Annotated in this window: 19 protein-coding genes; 10 read left to right on the top strand and 9 right to left on the bottom strand. The window is 69.0% G+C overall.

Annotated features, from left to right (window positions below; genetic code table 11):
• Window positions 1-114 precede the first annotated feature (114 nt).
• Together AC1KAR_RS09355 and AC1KAR_RS09350 are read left to right on the top strand one after the other, a co-directional pair.
• Window positions 115-741, top strand: coding sequence for a DUF4136 domain-containing protein (locus AC1KAR_RS09355; protein WP_480316771.1), 627 nt, complete (start codon window positions 115-117; stop codon window positions 739-741).
• A gap of 274 nt (window positions 742-1,015) precedes the next feature.
• Window positions 1,016-3,478, top strand: a complete 2,463-nt coding sequence (locus tag AC1KAR_RS09350) for a hybrid sensor histidine kinase/response regulator (protein WP_480316769.1) — start codon at window positions 1,016-1,018, stop codon at window positions 3,476-3,478.
• A gap of 29 nt (window positions 3,479-3,507) precedes the next feature.
• On the opposite strand, the gene AC1KAR_RS09345 is transcribed toward AC1KAR_RS09350, so the two are convergent.
• The 3 genes from AC1KAR_RS09345 to AC1KAR_RS09335 form a co-directional block, all read right to left on the bottom strand.
• Entirely contained in the window at window positions 3,508-4,203 is a 696-nt protein-coding gene (locus AC1KAR_RS09345; protein ID WP_480316767.1) for a substrate-binding domain-containing protein, read from the bottom strand.
• A gap of 108 nt (window positions 4,204-4,311) precedes the next feature.
• A complete protein-coding gene (sugE, locus tag AC1KAR_RS09340) occupies window positions 4,312-4,632 on the bottom strand; it encodes a quaternary ammonium compound efflux SMR transporter SugE (protein ID WP_480316764.1) in 321 nt (106 codons plus the stop codon).
• A gap of 98 nt (window positions 4,633-4,730) precedes the next feature.
• Window positions 4,731-5,066, bottom strand: coding sequence for an SMR family transporter (locus tag AC1KAR_RS09335; protein ID WP_480316762.1), 336 nt, complete (start codon window positions 5,064-5,066; stop codon window positions 4,731-4,733).
• Between the two features lie 198 nt (window positions 5,067-5,264).
• Between AC1KAR_RS09335 and AC1KAR_RS09330 the strand changes: the two genes are divergently transcribed.
• From AC1KAR_RS09330 to AC1KAR_RS09320, 3 genes are all read left to right on the top strand, one after another.
• Window positions 5,265-5,555, top strand: coding sequence for a hypothetical protein (locus AC1KAR_RS09330; RefSeq protein WP_480316760.1), 291 nt, complete (start codon window positions 5,265-5,267; stop codon window positions 5,553-5,555).
• Window positions 5,556-5,770: 215 nt separating this feature from the next.
• Window positions 5,771-6,040, top strand: a complete 270-nt coding sequence (locus AC1KAR_RS09325; RefSeq protein WP_480316758.1) for a GlsB/YeaQ/YmgE family stress response membrane protein — start codon at window positions 5,771-5,773, stop codon at window positions 6,038-6,040.
• A gap of 139 nt (window positions 6,041-6,179) precedes the next feature.
• On the top strand, window positions 6,180-6,932 hold the full coding sequence (locus tag AC1KAR_RS09320; RefSeq protein ID WP_480316756.1) for a glutathione binding-like protein: 753 nt from the start codon (window positions 6,180-6,182) through the stop codon (window positions 6,930-6,932).
• A gap of 117 nt (window positions 6,933-7,049) precedes the next feature.
• Here AC1KAR_RS09320 and AC1KAR_RS09315 read toward each other — a convergent pair whose 3' ends face one another.
• Both AC1KAR_RS09315 and AC1KAR_RS09310 read right to left on the bottom strand, forming a co-directional pair.
• The gene (locus AC1KAR_RS09315; RefSeq protein WP_480316754.1) at window positions 7,050-11,879 is read right to left on the bottom strand and encodes a putative Ig domain-containing protein; all 4,830 of its coding nucleotides are present in this window, start codon (window positions 11,877-11,879) and stop codon (window positions 7,050-7,052) included.
• Between the two features lie 189 nt (window positions 11,880-12,068).
• Window positions 12,069-14,609 (bottom strand): putative bifunctional diguanylate cyclase/phosphodiesterase, encoded by a 2,541-nt coding sequence (locus AC1KAR_RS09310; protein WP_480316752.1) that lies wholly within the window; start codon window positions 14,607-14,609, stop codon window positions 12,069-12,071.
• Between the two features lie 130 nt (window positions 14,610-14,739).
• On the opposite strand from AC1KAR_RS09310, the gene AC1KAR_RS09305 reads away from it, so the two are divergent.
• Window positions 14,740-17,142: a DEAD/DEAH box helicase gene (locus AC1KAR_RS09305; RefSeq protein WP_480316750.1), complete on the top strand. Its 2,403-nt coding sequence runs from the start codon at window positions 14,740-14,742 to the stop codon at window positions 17,140-17,142.
• 463 nt (window positions 17,143-17,605) lie between these two features.
• Here AC1KAR_RS09305 and AC1KAR_RS09300 read toward each other — a convergent pair whose 3' ends face one another.
• On the bottom strand, window positions 17,606-18,091 hold the full coding sequence (locus AC1KAR_RS09300; RefSeq protein ID WP_480316748.1) for an Lrp/AsnC ligand binding domain-containing protein: 486 nt from the start codon (window positions 18,089-18,091) through the stop codon (window positions 17,606-17,608).
• A 76-nt stretch (window positions 18,092-18,167) separates the two neighbouring features.
• Here AC1KAR_RS09300 and AC1KAR_RS09295 point away from each other — a divergent pair, with 76 nt between their 5' ends.
• The 3 genes from AC1KAR_RS09295 to AC1KAR_RS09285 all read left to right on the top strand — a co-directional run bounded on the left by AC1KAR_RS09295 (window position 18,168) and on the right by AC1KAR_RS09285 (window position 21,380).
• The gene (locus AC1KAR_RS09295) at window positions 18,168-18,599 is read left to right on the top strand and encodes a hypothetical protein (RefSeq protein WP_480316746.1); all 432 of its coding nucleotides are present in this window, start codon (window positions 18,168-18,170) and stop codon (window positions 18,597-18,599) included.
• 20 nt (window positions 18,600-18,619) lie between these two features.
• Window positions 18,620-20,914, top strand: a complete 2,295-nt coding sequence (locus tag AC1KAR_RS09290; RefSeq protein ID WP_480316744.1) for a patatin-like phospholipase family protein — start codon at window positions 18,620-18,622, stop codon at window positions 20,912-20,914.
• 160 nt (window positions 20,915-21,074) lie between these two features.
• Window positions 21,075-21,380: a hypothetical protein gene (locus AC1KAR_RS09285; protein ID WP_480316743.1), complete on the top strand. Its 306-nt coding sequence runs from the start codon at window positions 21,075-21,077 to the stop codon at window positions 21,378-21,380.
• Window positions 21,381-21,453: 73 nt separating this feature from the next.
• Here AC1KAR_RS09285 and AC1KAR_RS09280 read toward each other — a convergent pair whose 3' ends face one another.
• Window positions 21,454-22,401 carry a GAF domain-containing protein gene (locus AC1KAR_RS09280; RefSeq protein WP_480316741.1) on the bottom strand — a complete coding sequence of 316 codons (948 nt, stop codon included), beginning with the start codon at window positions 22,399-22,401 and terminating at the stop codon, window positions 21,454-21,456.
• A gap of 138 nt (window positions 22,402-22,539) precedes the next feature.
• Between AC1KAR_RS09280 and AC1KAR_RS09275 the strand changes: the two genes are divergently transcribed.
• Window positions 22,540-23,304: an SDR family NAD(P)-dependent oxidoreductase gene (locus AC1KAR_RS09275; RefSeq protein WP_480316738.1), complete on the top strand. Its 765-nt coding sequence runs from the start codon at window positions 22,540-22,542 to the stop codon at window positions 23,302-23,304.
• 21 nt (window positions 23,305-23,325) lie between these two features.
• On the opposite strand, the gene AC1KAR_RS09270 is transcribed toward AC1KAR_RS09275, so the two are convergent.
• Window positions 23,326-24,111, bottom strand: coding sequence for an SDR family NAD(P)-dependent oxidoreductase (locus AC1KAR_RS09270; RefSeq protein ID WP_480316736.1), 786 nt, complete (start codon window positions 24,109-24,111; stop codon window positions 23,326-23,328).
• 30 nt (window positions 24,112-24,141) lie between these two features.
• The gene (locus AC1KAR_RS09265; RefSeq protein WP_480316734.1) at window positions 24,142-24,951 is read right to left on the bottom strand and encodes an IclR family transcriptional regulator; all 810 of its coding nucleotides are present in this window, start codon (window positions 24,949-24,951) and stop codon (window positions 24,142-24,144) included.
• Window positions 24,952-24,956: the final 5 nt, after the last annotated feature.

Raw genomic sequence — 24,956 nt, 5'->3', positions numbered from 1 at the left:
GGCGCCACCTGCGCGTTCGGCTCGTCCGGTGGCCCCGTATCACCAAGGTGCAATGGACGATGGCGCCTGATTCGCGCATGCTTGCGCGCATCCATCAACGCAGGGAGCCGCGTCATGTCAGACCACCTTTTTTCGGCCACCGCCCTTCCCCGCCGCCATCTGCTGGCCGCTCTGCTGGCAGGGGGCGCATTGCTCACGGGCTGCAGCAGCTATTCACTGAACAACGTCTGGAAAGAGCCGGCGTTCAAGGGCCCGCCCGTGCGCTCGGTGTTGGTGATCGGCGTGAGCCAGAGCGACGTGCACCGCCGCATCTTCGAAGACGGCTTCGCGCAGACCTTGAAGACGGCCGGCAAGGATGCCAAGCCCTCCTACCCGCTGCTGCCGCAGCGCGGCCAGATTCCCGACGCCGACATCAAGGCGGCCATCGCGCGCACGGGTGTCGATGCCGTGATCGTCACCCGCGTGCTGCGGGTCGACAAGCAGGTGAGCGCCATGCCGATGGGGCCGACTTACTACGGGCGCGGGTTCTATGGCTGGTACGGCGCGGCCTGGGCCACGCCGCCGATGAGCATCGACACCTACAACGTGCTGACGATCGAGACGACCTTGTTCGACGCCAAGGCCGACAAGCCGATCTGGACGGGCACCACCGAAACCTTCGAGACCTCTGATGTGGCCAAGGCCACGCAGGGTTTGTCGGAGGCGGTGGTTGCGCGCCTGAAGGCCGACGGCATGATCTGAAGCGCCCGTCGCCTGCGAGCGAGGCGACTCCGGTGTCCGCGGCGCGCCGTGGTGTTGCCTGCCACCCGAGCCGGATGCCGACGCTCACGTCCAACGCGCTGCCGATCGGGGTGCTGGCGGAACGCCCCCACAGGGGGCCCAGCTCGCCGTAGGCGCTGACACCGGGTGCGAGTTGCCGGCTCCCACTCCGACAGCGTCCGCGCCGATGCGCTATTCTGCTTTGCGACTCGACGCCGTGCGGTGCCGAGCGCTTTGCGCACGACGACCGGAGATCATGGCGGCAACACTCGATGGCAGCGGCCTGCCTTTCCTGAGCGGTAGTGGCGAGATGGCCGGCCTCATGCGCGCGCACGACTGGGGCAGCACGCCGCTCGGCCCGCCCGCGCAGTGGCCGCAGGCGCTCCGCACCGCGGTGCGCCTGCTGCTCAACACGCGGCATCCGATGTACATCTTCTGGGGTGCCGACGGGGCGTGCTTCTACAACGATGCCTACCGACTCTCGATCGGCAACGAGCGTCACCCCAGCTCGTTGGGTCGGCCGGCGCAGGAGGTGTGGGCCGAGATCTGGCCCATCATCGGCCCGCAGATTGCGCAGGTCCTGGCGGGCGAAGGGGCCACCTGGCACGAGAACGCGCTCGTGCCGATCACGCGCAACGGCGTTCGTGAAGACGTCTACTGGACCTACAGCTTCGGCCCGATCGACGACGAGGCCGCGCCCAATGGCGTGGGCGGCGTGCTCGTCGTCTGTACCGAAACCACGCGGCAGGTCGAGATGGCGCGCGACCTTGCGGCGAGCGAAGAGCAGCTGGCGTTGGCGCTGTCGGCGGGGCGCGGCATCGGCACCTGGGATTGGGATGTGGAGACCGACACCGTCGTCGTCGACGAGCGATTCGCGCGGCTGTACGAGGTCGACCCGCACGACGCGCGGCGCGGTGCACCGATTGCACGCTTCTTCAAGGCCATGCACCCCGAGGATCTGCCCAGGGTGCAGGCGAGCATCGCGCAGGCTCTGGAGACGGGCGAACCCTTCAGCGAGGAGTACCGGCTCCGCTACGCCGACGGCACGCAGTGCTGGGTACTGGCCGAGGGGCGCTGCGAACGCGACGCCGAGGGCCGACCCACGCGCTTCCCGGGTGTGAGCTTCGACATCACCGACCGCAAGGCGATCGAAGACGAATTGCGCGCGTTCAACACGGTCCTTGAGCAGCAGGTTCTCGAGAAGGCGCAGGAGCGCGCCATGACCTGGCACTTGAGCCCCGATCTGCTGGGCGCGCTGAACAGCGAGGGCTATTTCGAGACATCGAACCCTGCGTGGGGCGTGGTGCTGGGGTGGTCGGAGCGCGAGGTGGCCAGCCAGTCGATCTGGGAGCTGCTGCACCCCGACGATGTGGAGCGCACGCGAGGCGGATTCAATCTCACGCAGATCGGGCAGCCGGCCATCCGCTTCCCGAACCGCTATCGTCACAAGGACGGCAGCTACCGGTGGATCTCCTGGGTGGGCGTGCCCGAGGGGCGGTTCGTGTACTGCAGCGGGCGCGACATCACCGACGAGCGCGTGCAGTCAGAGGCGTTGCGCGATGCCGAGCAGGCGCTGCGCCAGGCACAGAAGATGGAAGCGGTCGGCCAATTGACGGGCGGCATCGCGCACGATTTCAACAACCTGCTGGCGGGCATCAGTGGCAGCCTTGAACTGATCGCGCGCGGCATCGCGCGTGGCCAGACCGACAAGCTCGATCGCTTCATCACCAGCGCCAAGGGCGGCGTGAAGCGAGCCGCCGCGTTGACGCACCGCTTGCTCGCGTTCTCGCGTCAGCAGCCCCTGGAGCCCAAGCCGGTCGACATCAATCGCCTGATCGTCGGCATCGAAGATCTCATCCGCAGAACCGTGGGCCCGTCGGTCGAGGTGGAGGTGGTCGGAGCCGGTGGGCTGTGGTGGACGCTCGTCGACAGGAACCAGCTTGAGAACAGCCTGCTCAACCTGTGCATCAACGCGCGCGACGCCATGCCCGACGGCGGGCGGCTGACCGTCGAGACGGCCAACCGCTGGCTCGACGAGCGCACCGCGCGCGAGCACGAGTTGCCGCCCGGGCAGTACGTCTCCTTGTGCGTCACCGACACCGGCGTGGGCATGCCGCCCGAGGTCGTGGCCAAGGCCTTCGACCCCTTCTTCACCACCAAACCGCTGGGTGCGGGCACCGGCCTTGGCTTGTCCATGACGTACGGATTCGCGCGCCAGTCGGGCGGCCAGGTGCGCATCTACTCCGAGGCCGGCAAGGGCACCACGATGTGCATCTACCTGCCTCGCCATGATCCGCCCGCAGAGCCCGCGGTGGTGCGCGAGCCGAAGGCCTCTCCCGTGCACGAGGGCAGCGGCGAGGTGGTGATGGTCATCGACGACGATGCCACCGTGCGCATGCTGGTTGTCGAGCTGCTGCGCGACAACGGCTACACGGTGTTCGAGGCGGCCGACGGGCCCTCAGGCCTGCGGCTGTTGGAGAGCGTGCCCCAGATCGACCTGCTGGTCACCGACATCGGCCTGCCCGGTGGCATGAACGGCAGGCAGGTCGCGGAAGCGGCCCGGCAGCACCGGCCAGGCCTGAAGGTGCTCCTCATCACCGGGTTTGCCGAGAACGCGGTCATCGGGGCCGGCTTGCTCGACGACCGCATGGCGCTGGTGACCAAGCCATTCGCGCTCGATGCCTTGTCCGCCAAGATCCAGGCGATGCTCGATCTCTAGCGCCTGGGCTGGCGCTGATGTGAGGCGTCTCAGCCGCGCGGCGGCTCCATTCCGTGCCGTCGCTTGACGTCGGCCACCGCAGGAGACGCCATGAAGTCGAGCAGGGCCTGGGCATCGGCGTGCCGAGTGCCCGCCGTGAGCGCGCCCATGAACGTGGTGGTGATTGCCAGGCCCGGCGGCATGCCCCCAAGCAGGGTGATGCCACTCAGGTTCATCAACTCGCTGAGCTGTTGAAAGCCGAGTTCCGCTTCGCCGCTCGCCACCATCGAGCCCACCGGCACACCCGGGCGCGCCTGCACGAGTTTGGGCTTCACTTGATCGGCGAGGCCCCAGCGCTCGAAGAGCTTGAGCAGCGCCGTGCCGCTGGGCCCGGTGGAGTAGCCGATGGATTTCGCCGCGAGCACGCTCTCGCGCAGCGCGGCTTCGGTGCTCACATCGGGTGGTGGCGTGCCCGCGCGCACAGCGATGGCCACCGACGAGTCCACGATGGCGTGGCGGCTCTCGGCGCGCACATGGCCGGCGAAGGCGAGCTTGTCGATGGCGTCGCTCGCGAGGAAGACGAGGTCGAACGCCTCGCCGGCCTCGACGCGCTTGGCGGCATCCACCCCGCCCACCGATTCGATCTGCACCGACGAGCCCTGCGCCGCGCGCCAAGCCTCGGCGAGCTCGGCCAGCACCTGGCGCGTGGCCATCGAAGAGATTGCATGCAAGGGGATGGTGCTCATGTCGGCTCGCCGAGTTCGGTGCAGAGATTCTGGGCGGCTGCACCCGGTGTTCCAAGCGATCGGCCCGGCTAGCTGGTATGCGTGAACGGCATGGGAGGCCGGCGGGGATCAGGTCGCGGTGCTGAGCTTGAGCCCCACGATGCCGGCGATCACGAGGCCCAGGCTCAGGATGCGCCCCAGATTGGCCGGCTCATTGAACAGGTAGATGCCGAGGATCGCCGTGCCCACCGCGCCGATGCCCACCCACACCGCGTAGGCGGTGCCTACGGGCAGGCCTCGCATGGCGTAGCCGAGCAGCACCACGCTGACGACCATCGCCGCCACCGTGCCCGCCGAGGGCCAGAAGCGGGTGAAGCCGTCGGTGTACTTGAGACCGATGGCCCAGACGATCTCGAACAGGCCGGCGACGACAAGAATGATCCAGTTCATGGCAGAAGAGGTGCAGGTGACGGGGCGCCCATCGTAGGCGCCGGCGCATGCCCGTGCCGGCGTGGGAGAACAAGGCGAGCCGCGCGCTGCCAGCCCTGTCAGTGCGCGGCCGCCTTCGAGAACAGGTTGATCACCATCACGCCCGCGGCGATGAGCCCCATGCCGATGAGCGCGGGCGTGTCGAGCGTCTGCTTGAAGACCACCCAGCCCACCAGCGAGATCAGCACGATGCCCACGCCCGACCAGATGGCGTAGGCGATGCCGGTGGGGATGCTGGCGAGCGTGAGCGACAGGAAGTAGAACGAGGTGGCGTAGCCCAGCACAGTGACCACGCTGGGCACCGCGCGCGTGAACCCGTTCGACGCCTTCAGGCAGCTCGTGGCGATCACTTCGGTGACGATGGCGATGGCGAGGTACACGTAGGCTTTGTTCATGGGCGCGATTGTGGTCAGCCGCCAGCCGCTTGACCAGCGCCCGCCGACAGGCCTTCGCGGCTGCCGGTCGGCGCAAATGACTGCGCAAAAGCCGGGCGAAAGCGGGAAAAGTCGGCTGCTTCGACCGCATCACGCCGATCGTGGCGGCTGCCAGCGCGGACACTGGCTGCAGTTGTCGTTTCACTGTTCTGCCCCGCCATGAATCTCCTCGGTATCCCCCTGCACAAGCCCGCCTTCAACGAACTCACCGCCGCCACCATCATGGGTGCCGGTCTGTGGGTGCTGGCCGTCGGCCTGGCCCACGCGCTGAAGCTCGACCTGAGCCTGGTCGATGCCGGCGCGCTGCTGGTGGTGATGCTGTGGGCGTGCGTCTCGGTGCGCGTGGGCATCCGCATCGGCCACGGGCATCGCCACCTGCTGGCCAACGTGGTCGTGATGGCCGCCTTGCTGGGCGCGTACCAGGGCGCATGGGCGATCGCGGCGGGCTGAGGCCGAACCTCTAGCATCAATCGGCGCCGCATATGGCGCCGGCCCCTTCGTGCGCGCTGTGATTGACAGCCGGTGCGCTCCGCGCGCATCCTGCGCGTGTCGGTGCCGACGCGGTGCCGCAGGTGCGGGCCTGCGTCGCCAGCAGTTTTCTCCTCGGGTGTTCGGTCGTCTGTGCCGGTTTCCTGCCCGCGTCCTGTCAACAACGGAGAAAGCGCATGAATTTCATTATTTGGTTGATCGTGGGTGGGCTCATCGGCTGGGTCGCCAGCATGATCATGAAGACCGACGCACAACAAGGCGTGGTGCTCAACGTGGTGGTCGGCATCGTCGGTGCCTTGCTCGGTGGCTGGTTGCTGGCGCCGATGCTTGGCACCGGCACCATCAACAGCAGTGACTTCAGCCTCGCAGGCCTGGGCGTGTCGCTGTTGGGCGCGGTCATCCTGCTGGCCATCGTCAACCTGGTGCGCCGCGGCAGCGTGCGCTGAGCACAGACACAAGACTTTTCGTCGACGCGCTGGCAGCCGCCCCACCTTGGGTGCGGCTTTGCGGCGGGAGCCGGGCGGGCACTGCGGGATCGAACGCAGAATCCGCCCGTTCTGCTTTCCCCTCACCGCAAAGGCTCCCATGACCGACCTGTCCGCACCCGCCTTGCGTGCGCCGAGCGCACCTGCGACTTCGCTGGCCGACTACCCCATCACGCGAAAGTGGCCGGCCCGCCACCCCGATCGCATCCAGCTCTACTCGCTGCCCACGCCGAACGGCGTGAAGGTGTCGATCTGCCTCGAAGAAACCGGCCTGGCCTATGAGCCGCACCTGGTCGATTTCGGCAGCAACGACCAGCTCTCGCCCGAGTTCATCTCGCTCAACCCCAACAACAAGATCCCCGCCATCATCGACCCGCACGGGCCCGCCGGGAAACCGCTGGCGCTGTTCGAATCGGGGGCGATCCTCGTCTACCTGGCCAGCAAGTCGGGCCAGCTCATGCCGGCCGATACGGCCGCGCGCTTCGAGACGCTGCAGTGGGTGATGTTCCAGATGGGCGGCATCGGCCCGATGTTTGGGCAGCTCGGGTTCTTCCACAAGTTCGCGGGCAAGGAGTATGAAGACAAGCGCCCGCTCAAGCGCTACGTGGATGAATCGAAGCGCCTGCTCGGCGTGCTCGAGCGCCAGCTCTCGGGCCGCCGCTGGATCATGGGCGACGAGTACACCATTGCCGACATCGCCATCTTTCCGTGGGTGCGCAACCTCATCGGTTTCTATGGCGCGGGCGAGCTGGTGGGCATCGATGACTTCCCCGAGGTGCAGCGCGTGCTGAAGGCCTTCGTGGCGCGGCCTGCGGTGGCGCGCGGGCTGGAGATCCCGAAGCGGCCTGCGTGATGGCGGCGATCGCGCTGCCCGTGCCGCAGCGCTTGCGCTGAGCCCGGGCGGCCGCCGCGGCGTGGGCACGTTCCGAGCTGATCGGCGACGCGCCCGTCGCCTAGGCTCGCCTCTGCGTCAGGGGCAACCGGTCAGCCCCTGGATCCACTGCCGCAGCACCGCCACCGACGTGGCATCGACGAGCGTGCTGCCGATGGGTGGCATCGCGAAGCTGTCGCGGCGGTTCACGCGTGCGAGCAGTACCGAGCTGTCGGGCGCGCCCGGTGCGACGATGCGCGCGTTGGTCAATCCGAGCGAACCGGAGGTGGGCACCACGTTGCACGCCCCGGTCTGCGCCAGCGGTGTCGTGGCACGCAGGTCCAGCGCCACCGGTGTGGGCCCGTTGGGTTGGTGGCACTGCGAACAGTTCGCGTGCAGGAAGGCGCGGGCGCGCTGCTCCACCGTGCCGGCGCTGCCATGCGGGTCGACGTAGGCCGGCCAGCTCGCCGGTGTGCCGGCCAGCGTGGGGCTCAGCACACCTATGCTGTTGAGCGTGGTGATCTGGTTCGCCGTGCGGCCCGTCTGCGGGTAGAGCAGATTGCCGTTGAGCTGCGCCGTCTCCAGCCCCAGCACCCGGCCGGCGACGCTGGTGTGGCACACCAGGCAATCGCTCTCGCTCGGGTAGACCCAGGTCTGGGCGCCGATCGTCTTCGTCTTGCCGCCCGCCACGCGCGTGGCGTCAGTCTGCGCGGCGTTCCACTCGTAGGTGTAGCCCGCCCACACGCCATCCGGATGGCGCATCAGCAGCCGTGTCTCGATCAGCTGGTTGTTGAGCCGGAAGTTCTTCATCAGCACCGTGCCGTTGGGCGCAGTCCAGCGCCCGGGTGTCTGCGGAGTGAGCGACGTCCCGTTGGGCAAGGCCATCCAGCGCTGCTTCACCGCGTTGTCGGACCAGAACGGCGCGTTCACGCCGAAGGGGATCAGGCCTGTGGCGGGCTGCGTGGCGTTGCTGGCCGACACGCAGCCCGTTTGCGACAGCAGGGTGGGGATGGTGTCCACGGTGGCCGAGGCCGCCTGCAGCTGGTACAGCGCGCCGCTGTAGCCCACCACATACAGCTCACCGTCGTTGTCCTGCGCGAATGAGGTGATGTTCTGCGGCGAATTGAGCAATGCGGAGTTCGGCGACAGAACCACCCGCGGTGTGGCCGCCACCAAGGGATTCGGTGGCGTGACGGCAAAGATGCGGCTGCTCACGTAGTCACCGAACACATAGCGCCCGGCCAGCGCCGGCACCTTGCTGCCCCGATAGACAAAGCCGCCCGTCACGGCCATGCCGGCGTCGCGCCCATACTCGAACACCGGGTCGACCAGCGGTTCGCCGCTGGCGCTGGTGGTGGCGCAGGTGCTGGCGTTGTAGCAAAGGCTGGCCTCGCGCACGCGCCAGCCGTGGTTGGCGCCGCGGCGTACCACGTCGATCTCTTCGCGGGCATCCTGGCCCACGTCGCCCGCCCACAGGTCGCCGGTGCTGCGATCGAAGCTCCAGCGCCAGGGGTTGCGCAAGCCGGTGGCGAAGATCTCCGGGCACGGCGCGGAGCCCGTGCCATTGGTGCAGCGCGCGTTGCTGGCCCAGGGGTTGCTGCTCGGGATGGCGTAGCCGCTGGCCGCGCTCACGTCGATGCGCAGCATCTTGCCAAACAGCACGCTGGGGTTCTGCGAGTTGTTCCTCGGGTCGCCGCCACCGCCGCCGTCGCCCGTGCCGATGTAGAGGTAGCCATCGGGCCCGAAGGCGATGTGGCCGCCGTTGTGGTTGTGGTCGCCCTGGTTCTTGACCAGGCGCAGGATCACCTGTTCGCTGGCCAGGTCGAGCGAGGTGCCGCCGTTGCTGCTGCTGAAGCGCGAGACGCGGTTCTCGGGCGGGTTGCTCCCGGCAAGCGTGTAGTAGACGAACACCTGCGGCGTGGCAGGCCACTGCGGGTGGAACGCCAGGCCGAGCAGGCCCATCTCCGAATCGATCTGTATGCGCCCGCCCAGGTTGAGGAAGGTGCTCACCTGACTGGATTGCACTGTCGGGCTGTTGGGGAAACTGCGCACGAGGCCGGTCTGCTGCTCGATCACGTACCAGCGCGAGCTGTCGCCGGGTGGCTGGAACATCCCCACCGGCATGTTGAAGCTCAGGTTCGGGAACACACGCGCGAGCGTCACCCCCGTGCCCGCCTGCGGGCGCTGTGGCGCGACGCAACTCGTGTTGCTCGGGCGGCTGTCCAGGCCCGAGGGGTTGCCGCTGGGCGCGGCGGCCACCGTCCAGCCGAAGCTGGTCGAGGCGCTGCCGCCACGGCCGTCGCTGACCGTGACGCTGGTGGTGTAGCTGGCCGCGGTGCTGGGCGTGCCGGTGATGGCCCCGGTGCTCGCATTGATCGACAACCCCGCGGGCAGGCCGCTGGCGATGAAGCTCAGCGCATCGCCGTCGGCATCGCTCGCGGACACGCTGAGCGAGGCTGGCTGCCCCTGCGTGCTCGACTGGGCGGTGGGCTGGATGATGGTGGGGGCCCGGTTGGCGGGGGCGACCGTAGTGGCGAGCGCCACGCCGTTGAGCGTGACGTTCCCGCCGCTGGACGCCTGCGTCCAGGTCAGCACCAGTGTCTGCCCGGCGGAGGCCGCAGCAAAGGTGAGCGCGTAGGCACGCACGTACTGCCCCGAGGCCAGTGCCGTGGTGTTCACGTAGTCGGGCGCGGAGCTGTCGGACAGATGCGCGCGCAGCGTGGCCGACGAGGCCCACCCGCCCACATAGACCGTCACCGTGGATGGCGTGGTGCTGGCCGGCACGGTCAGCCGGAAGCCGTTGCCCAGACCGTCGACGAAGACGCCGCGCGTGTTGTTGGTAGCGTTGGCCGAGGGGCTGCCACCGGACCAGGACATGCCGCGCAGGTCGTTGTCGTAGCTCGCCGGTGTCGTGCCTTGCAGCACGGTGTAGGCGCTGATGCGTGCGCCGCCGCCCGACTTGCGCACCAACCCTGGCACGCCATCGCCCCAGTGCGCCCAATCGGCGCTGCCGGTGCTGCTCAGGTTCACGGTGGCCGTTGTGCTGCTGACGCTGCCGCTCAGGTTGGCGTTGGCGACCGGGGGAGCTGTCACGGTCCAGCCGAAGCTGGTGCTGGCGCTGCCGCCCCGGCCATCGCTGACGGTGATGCTCGGGGTGTAGCTGGCGGCGGTGCTCGGCGTGCCGCTGATCACCCCCGTGGTGGCATTGATCGAGAGCCCGGCAGGCAAGCCGCTTGCGCTGAAGCTCAGTGCATCGGCGTCGGCATCGCTCGCGGCCACGGTGAGCGACACCGCCTGGCCTTGCGTGCTGGTCTGCGCAGCAGGCTGCACGATGGTGGGGGCGCGGTTGGCGGGGGCCGTGGCGGCGAGCGCCGCGCCGTTGAGTGTGACGTTGCCGCCACTGGAAACCTGCGTCCAGGTCAGCACCAGGCTCTGGCCCGACGAGGCGGCCGCGAAGCTCAAGGTGTAGGCCCGAACGTACTGCCCCGAGGCCACCGCCGTGGTGTTCACGTAGTCTGGCGCCGAGCTGTCGGACAGGTGGGCACGCAGCGTGGCCGACGACGCCCAGCCGCCGACGTAGAGCGTCACCGTCGACGCCGTCGTGCTGGCCGGCACACTGATCCGAAAGCCACTGCCCGCACCGGCGACGAACACGCCGCGGGTGTTCGCGCTGGCGCTGGCGATGGGGGTCCCGCCGGCCCACGACATGCCGCGCGGGTCGTTGTCGTAGCTCGCCGGTGTACCGCCCGCGAGCACGGTGTATGCGCTGATGCGCGAACCCCCACCCGATTTGCGCACCATGCCCGGCACGCCGTCGCCCCAGTGCGCCCAGTCGGTGCTGCCGACTGTGCCAAGGTTCAATGCAGACGTGGCGCTGTTGACGCTGCCGCTCAGGCTGCCGGTGGGGCTCGTGCTGCCGGCGCGCACGGTCCAGACGAAGCTGGTGCTGGCGCTGCCGCCGCGCCCATCCGTGACGGTGACGCTGGTCGAGTAGTTGGCCGCAGTGCTGGGCGTACCGCTGATCACGCCGGTCGAGGCGCTGATCGACAGGCCCGCGGGCAGGCCGGTTGCGCTGAAGCTCAGCGGGTCGGCGTCGCTGTCGCTGGCCGCCATGGCGAGCGATACCGCCTGGCCTTGCGTGCTGGTCTGGGCGCCGGGTGACTGGATGACCGGGGGCTGGTTGGTGACCGTCGCCATGGCCAGGGCCACCGCATTGAGGTCGACGTTGCCGCTGCCCGAGCTGCGTGCCCAGGTGAGTCGCAGCGTCTGGCTGGCCGAGGCAGCGCTGTAGGTGAGCGTGTAGCTGCGCACGTACTGGCCGGTGACGGTCGCGTTGACGTGCGTGTAGTCGGGCGCCGAGCTGTCGGACAGGTGCGCAGTGAGCGTGCCGCCCGAGTTCCAGCCGCCGACGTACAGCGTGACCGTGCGAGGCACGGTGCTGGCGGGCACAGTCACCGAGAAGCCGCCGCCGGGCAGGTACAGGCCGTTGGTGTTGTTGCTGCTGGTACTGCTGGTGGTGGGCGTGCCACCGGTCCAGCTCAGCGGGCGCGGCGAATTGTTGAAGGCCATTGGCGTGCCGCTGTCGACCACCGTATAAGCACCGATCTGCGCACCGCCACCGGCCCTGCGGACGAGACCCGGTACGCCGTCGCCCCAATGCGCCCAGTCGCTGGTGCCCACGCTGCTCAGGTTGACGGCGGTGGCTGCGCTGCTGACGCTCCCCGACAGCACACCCGACACGGCCAGTGCCTGCTCGCGGGTTTCGATCGCCACCGTCGGCCCGGCTGGCGCCGGCGCCAGTTCGACCGGCTCGGGCAGGGGCACGGGCGAGCGGTGATCGTCGTCGCCGCCCCCTCCTCCGCACCCCGCAATCAACACCAGGACCATCGATGCGATGGCTGCTTTCAAGCCCGAATGGTTGTTGCCCACGACTCACCTCCGCCATGATTGGGCGAGCGAGTTCCCTCGGCAATCGTCAGCCGCTTTCGTGATCTGCTGTAGGACAACACCGCGCCGCGCGAGGCAACACAAGGTGTTGTGTGCGCACACTGTTGCGCGGTGGCTTTGACTGGCGATGAACGCCGTGATGTCGGCCAGCGCAGGCCCGAAGGCGGCGTGTCAGAGCTGCGTCTCGAGCTCCGCGCCGATGTCGCGCGGTTCGCCCAACGCGTAGCCTTGCGCGCAGTCGATGCCTGCTTCGCGCAGCAACGGCAGCGTCGCCGGGTCTTCGACCTGGGGTGCGATCACCAGCACCTTCATCGCGTGCGCCAGCTCGGTCATGGCGCGCACCATCATCAGCCCGACATCGTCGCGGCCCAGTGACTGGACCACGCTGGCGTCGAGCTTCACGGCGTGCAGCGGCAGGCTGCGCAGGTGGCCCAGGCCGCTGAAGCCGCGGCCGTATTCGTCGAGCATCAGCAGCACGCCCTGCTCGGTGAGTTCGTTGAGCACCGGCAGCAGCGCGGCGAAGTGGCCGGCGAGCTCGCTCTCCTTCAGCTCGATGCACACCTGCCCTGGCGAGAAGGCGCCCGCGTGCAGCAGCGTGTGCATGCGTTCGAGATAACCCGCGTCGAGCAACGAGGCCGATGCCACGTTGATGTGAATACGCGCCGGGGCGGTGGCACCGCGCTCGGCGATCAGCCAGGCGAGGTGGTTGAGGACCCAGGTGTCCAGTTGTGGCAGCAGCTCGAAGCGCTCGGCCTGCGCCAGGAAGGCGCGCGGCGGTAGCGGGGTGTCCACGTCGTCGAGCCGCAGGAAGGCCTCGTGGCCGTAGAGGGCCTCGGGCGCGGTGTGTTCGAGTCGGCCGTGCCACGCCTCGCCCCGCAGGGCGTCGTCGCGCAGGCGGCGCAGGTCGAGCATGGGCTGGAACTGCAGCGCGAAGTTCCCGGCCGCCAGCGCGCTGCCCAGGCGCTCTGACCAGCTCTGCTGCAGCGCGGCCAGCGCGCCGGCGTCGTCGCCCAGGTCGAACATGTGAATGCGATTGCGCCCCTGCCGCTTGGCGACGTGGCAGGCCGCGTCGGCGCAGTTCATTGCGTAGGCCGGCGACAGCGTGTGGCGGTTCAGGCGGCTGATGCCCACGCTGCCTGAGACCTCGAACTCGCGGCCCGCATGGTTGAAGCGCGATTCGTCGAGCACGGCGCGGAACTTCTCGGCCAGCGCGAGCATGCTGCCGTCGTCCACGTTGCGCAGCAGCACCGCGAACTCGTCGCCCGCGAGCCGCGCGACCAGGTCGGATTGCCGCGAGCGCGCCTTCAGCTTGCGCCCGATGCCCGCCAGCAGCGCGTCGCCGGCCGCGTGGCCGGCGGTGTCGTTGATGTGCTTGAAGCGGTCGAGGTCGATGAACAGCAGTGCGCTCTGCTCGGCGCTGCGTCGCAGGCGGAACACCTCCTGCTCCAGCATGTACTCGAAGTGCCGGCGGTTGTGCAGCTTGGTGAGGTGGTCGTGGCGCAGCTGCCACTGCGTCTCGGCCTCGTGCCGCTTGCGCTCGGCGATGTCGCGAAAGGCCACCACCACGCCCACGCACGAGCCGCCATCGCGCGGGCCTGCGTGGAGCGGGCGCACCGTGCACTCGACCGGCAGCGCCTCGCCATCGGCGCGCCAGAACACCGTCTCCCAGTTGCTCAGCGAATCGCCCAGCTCGTAGGCTTGCTGCAGGAAGCAGGTCTCGGCCGGCACGATGCGGCCACGTTCGTCGGTGTGGTGGATGCGCTCGTGCGCCGACAGGCCCACCAACTCGTCTTCGTGCGTGCATTGCAGCAGGCGCAGCGCGGTCGGGTTGACGAAGGTGATGCGCCCGTTGCGGTCGACGCCGTACACGCCGTCGCCCACCGAGGCGAGGATGAGTTCGAGCCGCTGGCTCTCCACGCGCAGGCTCTGCTCACGCTCGCGCAGCCGCGTCATGCTGTCGATGCGCGCGATGAAGAGTTCGTCGGATTCGTTCTTGAACATGCACTCCATCGCGCCGGCTTCGAGGCAGTCGCTGATGAGGCCGTCGTCATACGAGCCGGTGAGCACTGCCAGCAGCAGCTCCTGCGTGGCAGGCAGTTCGCGCAGCGCGCGGCACAGGTCGGCGCCGTTCATGCCGGGCATGTAGTAGTCGATCACCGCGAGATCGAAGCGCTCGCCCTGCACCTTGGCCAGCGCCGCTTCGGCGTGCTCGCACACGACCACCGCATAGCCGTGATGGCGCAGCAGCCGCTGGTACTTGGTGCGGCTGGTGCGCGAGTCGTCGACCAGCAGCACCTTGCAGGCGGCAGGCGATTCGGCGTCGGGACGTGTCTCGCGTGCTACCTGCGCGAGCAGGGCGCGCAGCAGCCTCGGCACCTCGGAGGGCCGCTGCAGGCGCTTGACGAGCGTGTGCTTGCGCGGCGCACCCAGGGCCGCGTTCACGCGCGGGGGTTCGGCCGCCAGCACCAGCAGCGCGATCTGTCGGCAGTCGGCCTTGCGCAATCGGTGCGCGAGCGCCTCGCAGACGGCGCCCGGCGTGCTCGACCACCCGACCACCACCGCGCACAGGCCGCGGCTGATCTCTTGCTCCAGCGCGATGAGCGCCGCCGCGTCGACCGGTGCCGCCACCACGCTGAATCCGTGGCGCAGCAACAGCTTCTCCATGCCACGTCGCAGCGTGGGCGAGGATTCGACGAGCAGCAACCTGTGCATCCGCTCAATTTAAAGGCAGCCCGGCGGGTGGGCCGCGCGGCGTTCGTGACGGATTGGCGCAAAGCCGCCGGGGCGTGCCTGTTGCTGCGGGCAGGCAAGCCCGACCCGGCGCGCGCTCACAATGCCGCGCATGACTGCCCCGCAGCCCCAGGCCCATGAGGCCTCCGACGCCTCCGAAGGGGCGTCGGTTCACTTCCAGCCACGCCTGCGCCTGCGCACGCTCGGCCGCGGCGAGGGCCTGCTGGGCCTCAAGCCCTTCGGCCGTTTTGGGCCGCGCGGGCCGCAGATCACGCTGGCGTGGATCGATTGGGTCTACACCAGTGCGGCGGGCTGGCGCTGCGAGATCGCGGCGCCCACCTCGGTGCTGCAGGCGCGCCCGCCGGTGTTGCAGGTGGTGGATGACACACAGGGCAGGCCGCGCGACCTGCGCCGCCGCCGCGGTGCCGAGGCCGATGCGCTCGATGCCGTCTGGGCCGCCGGCCTGCACCCGGTGCCCGAAGACGCCTTGCAGTGGCGCGGCGGCGCAGCGATCGACGGCCCCGTGTGGAGCCTGGTGCAGGAGGATCACTTCGGCGAGTTCTGGGCCGAGTGCGTGCCGCGCTGGCGCGAGCAAGGCTGGCAGGTGGTCGCCGAACCCGGTTTCGCGCACGGGACGTTGCAGGCCGATGCATCGGCCATCAAGCTGCAACTGCCCGAGCGAGAAGGCTCGTGGATGCTCTCGCTCGGCATCGAGATCGACGGTGAGCGCTGGGATCTCGTGCCCCTGCTGGCTGACCTGCTCAAGCGCGACAGCCGCTGGCTCGACGCGCGTCACATCGCCGCCGTCGACGACCGTGCACGGGTGCGCCTGCATGCACCGGGCGGGCGGCGCATCGACGCGCCCGCGCTGCCGATCAAGGCCATCGTCGGCGCCATGGTGGACCTGCTCACCGACCCGCGCCGCCAGGCCGGCCCCATCGCGCTCTCGTCGTGGGAGGCGCAGCGCGTCGAGGCCCTGCGCATCGGCCTGCACGACCCGCGTGAGCGGGCACTCGAAGGCGACGCCGCGCTGCACGCGCTCGCGCAGAGGCTGCGCGAGGCCGGCACGCCGCCGCCCGTGGCATCACCGCCCGGTCTCGGGCTGAGCCTGCGCCCGTACCAGTTGCACGGCCTCGCATGGCTGCAGTACCTGCGCGCGCAGCAACTCGGCGGCATCCTGGCCGACGACATGGGCCTGGGCAAGACCGCCCAGGCGCTGGCGCACCTGCTGGTGGAGCAGCAGGCCGGGCGGCTCGACCGGCCCGCGCTGGTGGTGCTGCCGACCTCCCTGCTCTTCAACTGGCAGGCCGAGGCGCGGCGCATCGCGCCCGCGCTGCGCGTGCTCACCTTGCAGGGGCCGCGGCGCGCGCAGGAGCACGCGCGCATCGCTGCGCACGACGTGGTGCTCACCACCTACCCGCTGCTGTGGCGCGACATCGAATCGCTGGCGGCCGAGCCCTTTCACCTGCTGATCCTCGATGAGGCGCAAAGCGTGAAGAACGCGGGTAGCCGCACCGCGCGTGCCGTGCGCCGGCTGCAGGCGCGCCACCGGCTGTGCCTCACCGGGACACCGCTGGAGAACCACCTGGGAGAGCTGTGGGCGCAGTTCGACTTTCTGATGCCCGGCTTTCTGGGCGATGCGCGCAGCTTCACGCGACAGTGGCGCAAGCCCATCGAAGAGAACGGCGAGACCCTGCGCGCCGAACTGCTGCGCCAGCGCGTGCGCCCTTTCGTGTTGCGCCGTCGCAAGGACGAGGTGGCCACGGAGCTGCCACCGCGCAGCGAGGTGATCCGCCGCGTGCAGCTGCAAGGCCGGCAACGCGAGCTGTACGAGAGCGTGCGTGTGGCCTCCGACGAGATCGTGCGGCGCCTGCTGGCGCGGCGCGGCTTCGAGGGTGCGCAGATCACGATCCTCGACGCGCTGCTCAAGCTGCGCCAGGTGTGCTGCGATCCGCGATTGCTGAAAGGCGCCAAGACACCGCGCCACATGGAGCGCGCCAAGCTGGAGCTGTTGCGCGACATGCTGCCCGCCCTCGTTGCCGAGGGGCGGCGTGTGCTGGTGTTCTCGCAGTTCACCGAGTTCCTGGGGCTGATCGAAGACGAACTCGATGCGCTCGCCCTGCCCTGGCTCGCGCTCACCGGGCGCACGCCAGTGGCGCAGCGTGGCGCGCTGGTGCAGCGCTTTCAGGCGGGCGAGGCGCGGATCCTGCTGGTGAGCCTGAAGGCCGGCGGTCTCGGGCTCAACCTCACCGCGGCCGACACGGTGATCCACATGGACCCGTGGTGGAACCCGGCGGTCGAAGAGCAGGCCACGGCGCGTGCCCACCGCATCGGGCAGGGCCAGCCGGTTTTCGTCTACAAGCTGGTGGTGGAGGGGAGCATCGAGGAGCGCATGCTGGAGCTGCAGCGCCGCAAGGCGGCTTTGGCCGACGGCGTGCTCGGCCACGATGGTGAGGGCGCGTCGAAGTTCACGGCAGAGGATCTGCAGGGGTTGTTGGCGCCGCTGGCGGGTTGAGCATTCTTCGCGTATCACTTTCCGCTCAGGCTGAGGTATCGAAGCCCTGCGCTGCTTTTCGGGTGGCTTGTTCACTGCGTGAGGCCGTTGCCGGGATATGCCCCCGGCGGGGCAGTCCCTTTTCTTTGCTTGCCCAAAGAAAAGGAACCAAAAGAAAGGGCACCCCGTTCGCCGGTCGGCCTAGGGCCGACTTCTCTGCGCTGCTCGGTCTTGGTGGGCGGGGCAGAAACTCGCTCCGTCGCCTGCGGCGACTGCGCTCAAACATCTGCCCCAAGTCAGTTGTTGATGCGTGCTGCGCACGCGCCCACCAAGCGCTGCGCTGCTCGACGGCTCTCAGGGGCCCCGGAATACCTCGCCAGCTTCGCTGGCATCGAATCAAGGCCTCACGCAGTGAAAAACCCCAGCGACAAGCAGCACAAGGCTTCGATACCTCAGGCTGAGCGGGTGGAGATCCGGCAGTCACCTACAACGGCAATGCCGTCGTGTTCTTCACCTCTTCCATCACCGCATACGTGTGCGTCTCGCGCACGCCGGGCAACGTCCAGATCACCGCCCCGACGAGTTCCCGGTACGCCGCCATGTCCGCCACCCGAGTCTTGATGAGGTAGTCGAAGCCGCCTGCCACCATGTGGCACTCCATGATCTCCGGGCGCACCTGTACCGCGGCCTTGAAGTTCTCGAACACATCCGGCGTGGTGCGGTCGAGCACCACCTGGATGAACACCATCAGCCCGGCGCGCAGCTTGTCGGGGTTGAGCCGGGCCTCGTAGCCGAGGATGAAGCCGTCGCGCGTGAGCCGCTTCACGCGCTCCAGCACGGCCGTGGGCGAGAGGTGCACCTCATCGGCCAGCTTGAGATTGGAGATGCGCCCATCGGCCTGAAGCAGGCGCAGGATCCTGGTGTCGATCTTGTCGAGCCCGAGCGGGCTGCCGGCATCGGCTGGTTTCATGCGCATGTTCCTCGCGGGACCTCGTCGAGGCTGGGTTATAAACCGGGATTACCCTGAGGGGGTGGAGGACATTCTGATGCGTGCGACGAGGTGGTTGCTGGGGTTGCTGATCCTGATCCTGTTGGGCGGGGTGTACATCCTGGTGGTGATGAACTGGTCGTACTCGCGCGGCGATCGTGCCGGCTGGGTGCAGCGGCTCGACAAGAAGGGCTGGATCTGCAAGACCTGGGAAGGCGAGCTGGTGCTGGTGTCGATGCCCGGCACGACCCCCGAGAAGTTCTACTTCACCGTGTGGGACGACAAGATTGCGGCCGACATCCAGGCCGTGATGGGCAAGCGGGTCTCGCTCAACTACGAAGTGAAGGTGGGGCTGCCCACCTCGTGCTTTGGCGACACGCGCTCTTATGTCGTGGGCGTGCAGCGCCAGGACGAGGTCTCGCTGCTGCCGGGCGTGACCGTGCCGATGCCGGTTCCTGCGCCGGCGTCGGCGCCGGCTTCCGGCCCGTGATGCCGTGATCGTTTGATCCCGTGAAGCACGCACGCCTGCCCGCCATCGCCCTGCTGGCCCTCGCGGCCGGCTTCGGGCTCACGGTCGGCCAGGCGGCGCGGGCCCAGGTCGCACCCGCTTCGGCTCCCCCGCCCAAACCGGCGGCGAGCGCCGCGCTTGCGGCCCAGGCGCCGAACCATTCGCGCCCACGCATCGGCCTTGTGCTCTCGGGCGGCGGCGCACGCGGTGGCGCGCACCTGGGCGTGATCAAGGTGCTCGAAGAGATGCGGGTGCCGATCGACTACATCGTGGGCACCAGCGCGGGCGCCATCGTCGGCTCGGCCTACGCGAGCGGCGCCCCGCTGCACGAGATCGGGACCGTGATGGAGGGGCTGAGCACCTCGTCCCTCTTCCACGACGTGCTGCGTATCGACGAGCCCTTTCGCAACAGGAACGACGACGCCAATAACTACATCGGCCCCGAGATCGGCGTGAACAAGACCGGCCTGGTGCTCCCCAAGGGGGCCGTGGCCGGCGTGGCGCTCGAGGCGGTGCTGCGCCGCCTGACGCAGCACCAGACCACGCTCAACTTCGACAAGCTGCCGATTCCGTTCCGCGCCATCGCCACCGATGTGGCGAGCGCCGAGATGGTGGTGCTGTCGAGCGGCTCGCTCGCCATGGCGGCGCGCGCCAGCATGGCCATCCCGGGTGCGGTCAACCCGGTGGAGATCGATGGCCGACTGCTCGTTGACGGCGGCCTCAAGCGCAACCTCGGGATCGATGTGGCGCGCGCCATGGGTGCCGATGTCGTCATCGCCGTCAACGTGGGCACGCCGCTGCTCAAGCGTGAGCAGGTGTCCTCGATCCTGTCGGTGTCCGACCAGGTGTTGCGCATCCTCACCGAGCAGAACGTGGCGGTCTCGCTCAAGGAACTCACGCCGCGCGACGTGTTGATCACGCCCGAACTCAGCGAGGTCTCGTCGTCCGACTTCGACCGCCTGCCGCTTGCGCGTGCGCAGGGCAAGAAGGCGGCCGAGGCGGTGATGGATCAGCTGGCGCGCTACAGCGTGAGCGAGGGCGTGTATGCGGCACTGCTGAACTCGAGGCGGCTGGCTGCGAGCGACGCGCCGGTCGTGATCGACGAGGTGCGCGTGGTCGGCGCCCAGGCGGTCAACCCGGAGGTGGTGCTCGCCACCATGGACACGACCAAGGGCTCCACCTTCGATCCAGAGGTCGTCAACGCCGATCTGCGCCGCGTCTTCAGCCGTGGCGACTTCGAGTCCGTCAACTACACGCTCACGAGCGAGCCCGACGTCGGCAACGTGCTGGTGACCGAGGTGACCGAAAAGTCGTGGGGGCCCAACTACCTGCGCTTCGGCCTGTCGCTGTCGTCCGACCTCGAAGGCAATTCGTTCTTCAACCTGCTGGCCAGCCACCGCTGGACCTGGCTCAATTCGCTGGGTGCGGAATGGCGCAACGACCTGCAGGTGGGCCAGACCAACCTCGTGCGCTCGGAGTGGTACCAGCCCCTCACCACGCGCCAGCGTGTGTTCGTGGCGCCGCGCGTGGAGTATTCCGACGAGCCGTTCGACATCTTCGACCCCGACAGCGACCTGCGTCTGGCACGGTTCCGCCGTCAGGCCGCGCTCGCCGCGATCGATGTGGGCGTGCCGCTGGGGTTACCCGGCGAAATGCGCCTGGGCTTGGTGACCGGCAAGGCGCAGCTCTCGAACGACACCAGCGCCGTTCCCGCCGACGCCCTGAATTCGGATGCCCGGCTCGGCGGTGTCCAGGCGCGCGTGCGCTTCGATGCGCTCGACAACCGCAATTTCCCGCTCTCGGGCTACTACGCCGACGCGAAGCTCTATGTCTCGGACCCGACTCTGGGTGCGACCGACAGTTACTTCAAGGCCGAGCTGGAATTGCAGGCCGCCGTCCACAAGGGCAACCACGCGCTGCGCGCGGCCGTGATGGGCGGTGGCAACCTGCGCGATGACTCGCTGCCGTACTACGAGCTCTTCAAGCTCGGTGGTTTCCTGCGCCTGTCGGGCTACAAGACCGACCAGCTGCTGGGCACCGAGATGCAGTTCGGTCGCCTCGTCTACTCGTACCGCCTCTCCGGCCCCGGGTTTCTCTCGGGCATGCTGGCGGGCATGTCGCTCGAAGCCGGTCGCATCGGCGACCGGGACGACGAGGCGGGCTTTGCGAGCCAGCGCAGGCGGCATGGCGGCTCGGTGTACTTCGCGATCGACACGCCCATCGGCCCGCTCTACCTGGCCCTCGGCGTGGCCGACGGTGGCAACCGTGCGGCGTATTTCTTCCTCGGCCAGCCCTGAGCGCGTGTGTCTGGTGTGAGTTGCCGGTGCGAGTTGCCGGTGCGTGCGGCGTGTATCGCCGCGCCCCATTTCGCATCAGTTCGTATCAATGCGGATTGGCACGAAATTCGCACGATTTCGAGCGCCTGGATACAAGGCATCCATGTCAGGATGCGACCCCATGAACAGCGGTACCCCCCTTCCCCATTTCGTCTCGCGCGCGCGCCACGCCATGGCGCTCGGCCTCGGGCTTGCGCTCGGCCAGGCTGTGAGCCTGATGGCTCAGCGTGACGACTCCTCCCACCTCGGCTTTGCCTTCGCCACGCTCTTCGTGGCAGCCGCCTCGGCCTCGTTCGTGCTGTTCGTGCTCGGCCAGCAGCGCAGGCCGTTGCCGCGCGCTGCGCTGTGGCAGCAAGGCCAGCAGCTCGCCGCCGTGATCGGCGTGGGCTTGCTGCTGTCGCTGCGCGCGTTCGAGCTGCTCGCCTGAGGCGATCGACCCAGGCGCGCGGCCATGCGCGCGTGCCTGGCGGTCACAAGCGCGTCGCCCAGAAGCGCAGCGCTCAGAAGTACAGCGCCACCACCTCCGAGACCGCCCCGTCGCTCACCACCGGCAAGGCCGCGAGCGAGGTGAGCCCGGCGCTCTTGGCCGCGGCGCCCACACTGCCCGGTTCGGTGTCGGCGTGTTCGTTGATCACCGGCACACCGCTCGCGAAGGCCTTGCCGATCGAGCCGGCCAGCACGGTGCCGCCTTCCGACGAGCGCAGCGCGCCGTCCTTCTCGCAGAAGCCGAACACGCGCAGCAGGCCATGGCGCGAGTCGTCCGGCGCCCAGCACTCGATGCGCCTGGCGATCGGGGTCTGCGTGGTCGACAGCAGCGCCAGCACATAGGCATCGTTCGACGACGAACTGCACGGGAACGCCAGGCCGCGGTTGATGCCGACCTCGGCCGCCGTGTCGGCGCGCATGAACTTGCCGGCCTGGCCCAGGTCGTCGATCAGCACGGCCGTGCCCTTCTGCCATGCGATGCCCGGCAGGCCGCTGCCGCGCGGCAGAAAGGTCTCCCGGCTGACGGACTCGAAGGCCTCGGCCGCCTCCAGCCCGAAGTAGCCGTCGACGAGCGTCATGTCGCTCGTCACGCGGGCGTTGTTGCGCCAAAGTTCGACGGCGCCCTCGTGCAGGCTCGCTTCGCTGCTGTTGGCACCGCAGAAGAACACCATCACCGCGGTGAGCTGCTCGCCCACGAATACCGGCACGGCGATGGCGCAGGTGTAGCCGGCCTCGCGCGCAGCATCGACGCGGCGGAAGTAGCTGCCCTCGAACTGCTTGAGCACGATCGGGCGGCCGTCGAACCACGCGCGGCCGGGCAGGCCTTCACCGCGACCGAAGCACATGTCTCGGCTGCTCGCACCAAATCGGACCGCGGGCCCGAACAGGCCGCCCCCGAACTCGAGCAGCGTGTGATCCGGGGTGGGCAACCAGACTTCGACGGCTTTGATCAAGGTGTTCATGGCGGAGTGTCTGCAAGCGTCAAGGTCCAGGGCCAACAGCATGTTTCGCGCCAGCCTCCATGGCGACACCCGCCGCGGTGGTGTCGCCGTACCATCCGCCGAGGGCCGTGCCTGGCCTGTCAGACAAGGGCTTGAACCATGAGCAAGAAGGTGTGTGTGGTCACGGGGTCGTCTTCCGGCATCGGCGCGGCCACCGCGCGCTTGTACGCGCGGCAGGGCTGGAACGTCGTCATCAATTACTCGCGCGACCCGGCGCCCGCCGAAGCGGTGGCCGCGCAGTGCGAGGCGATCGGGGCCGAGGTGCTGGTCGTCAAGGCCGATGTGTCGCAAGACGCCGATTGCCGCCGCCTCGCCGCCGAGACCGAAAAGCGCTTCGGCCGGGCCGACGTGCTGGTGAACAACGCCGGCACCACCAAGTTCGTCGACCTGAAGAACCTCGACGGCCTGGAGGCCGATGACTTCCACAAGATCTATTCAGTGAACGTGATCGGCACCTACCAGATGACGCGTGCGTTCGCGCCGCTGCTCAGCCGCCACGCCGGCTCGGGCGTGGTGAACGTGTCGTCGGTGGCCTCGATGATGGGGCGCGGCTCCTCGCTCGCCTACATGGCCTCGAAGGGCGCGCTGAACGCGCTCACCGCGGGCATGGCGCGCGCGCTCGCGCCGAACGTGCGGGTGAACGCCATCGCGCCGGGCCTGGTCGAGACGCCCTGGCTGCAAGAAGGCTTGGGCGCCGAGGCCTACCAGCGCGGCGTGGACTGGTACAAGGGCCGCGCTGCGCTCGAAGAGGTGATCTCGCCGGAAGACGTGGCCGAGACCGCCTGGTACCTGGGGGCCAGCGCTGCCAAGACCACCGGCGAGGTGCTGCTGGTGGACGCCGGCCTGCGCATCACCAAGGCCTGAGCGCCGCGCGGGTTCGGCGCGTCAGAACTTCGGCGGCACCACCGGCAGCGAACTGGTGAGGCCGCCGTCCACCGGCAACGCCTGCCCGTTCACGTACGACGCGTCATCGGAGGCCAGGAACAGCGCCGCGTGGGCGATCTCGTGCGGCAGGCCGCCCCGGCGCAGCGGGTTGAGCTGGCCGATCTTCTGCTCCGTGCCCTTTTCGCGGGCGCGGTCGAAGATGGCCTGCGTCATGCCGGTCTCGATCAGCCCCGGGCAGATCGCATTGATGCGGATGCCCGTGCCGGCGTACTGGTTGGCGCTGGTCTGCACCAGGCTCACCACGCCTGCCTTGCTCGCGCTGTAGGGCGCGCCGCCGGCACCCGAGCGCAGCCCTGCCACCGAGGCGGTGCAGATGATCGAGCCACCACCGGCCGGCACCATCACGCGGGCCGCGTACTTGATGGCCAGGAAGGTGCCGATCAGGTTGATCGAGAGAATGCGCGTCCAGTCGTCCACGCTCCAGTCATCAAACGCGCGTGCGCCGCCGCTCACACCGGCATTGGCGTAGACGATATCAAGCCGGCCGTGGGTGCGTACCGCGGTTTCGATGTAGTCGGCCACGTCGGCCTCTTGGGACGTGTCTCGCTGCAGCGCCAACGCCTCGCCGCCCTGCGCGCGGATCGCTGCCACCGTGGCTTCGACTTCAGGTGCGCGATCGACAGCCACCACCCGTGCGCCATGGGCAGCGAACAGTTGTGCGGTGGCGCGGCCGATACCGCTGGCGGCACCGGTGACGACGGCCGACTTGCCTTCGAGACGTTTCATGCGAGGCTCCATACCGAGGTTTCCAAACCCTCAAGCATAGGGCACCGCCGCGCGTGCCGGCCACTGGCCGCCGAGCGTGCGGGTGGCGCGCTCGGCGGCGGTGAACAGGAGGCCGTTCATGCGCTGCACGGCGTCGTCGGAGAAGCGCTCGCGCGGGCCCGAGAGCGACAGCGCACCCAGCAGGATGCCCGCCGGGCCGAACACGGGCGCCGCCACGGCCGCGCACACCGGGTCGCGCTCGCCAAAGGAGCAGTAGAGCAGCGGCGGCTCCGTCGCGTTGCCGGGCAGGCCGCCGGCGAAGTTGTGCAGCACCTTGCCCGCCGCGCCGCGGTCCAACGGCAGAAGGTCGCCGGTGCGCACGCGGTCGAGCGTGGGGTGGGGTGAATCGATGCGGAACAGGCACAGCCGCGCGTCCCGCCCGTGGCGCACATGGAAGGACGGGCTCTCCGCCCCCTTGTCCACCAGCCATTCGAGCACCGGCTGGATGCCTTCCTTCAGGCCGTAGGTCAGCTCGAACGAGCGCCCGAACAGAAACGCCAGCGGCCCGAGCGCATAGCGCTTGTCGCTGCGGTGCACGACGAGGCCGGCGCGCGACAGCGAGGCCAGCAACCGCAGCAGCGTGCTCTTGTACATGCCGGTATGGCGGGCCAGGTCGGCCAACGTGAGCGGCGAGGCCGTGCGCGCGAGCGTGGTGGCCACCACCAGGGCCCGGTCGACGGCGGCGACGCCATCGCTCCCGCCGGCGCCGTCGGCCGCTTTCTCGCCTGCGGAGCTCGCGACGCCGTGGGCAGCGTGGCTGGGGTGGGTGGCCGGGGGCAAGGTGTCGGTGATGTTCTGCATTGTGG

The organism is Piscinibacter sp. PDB1-1 (assembly GCF_056675995.1).
The sequence above is the reverse complement of the archived record's forward strand: the minus strand, read 5'-3'. Positions and strand labels throughout refer to the sequence as shown.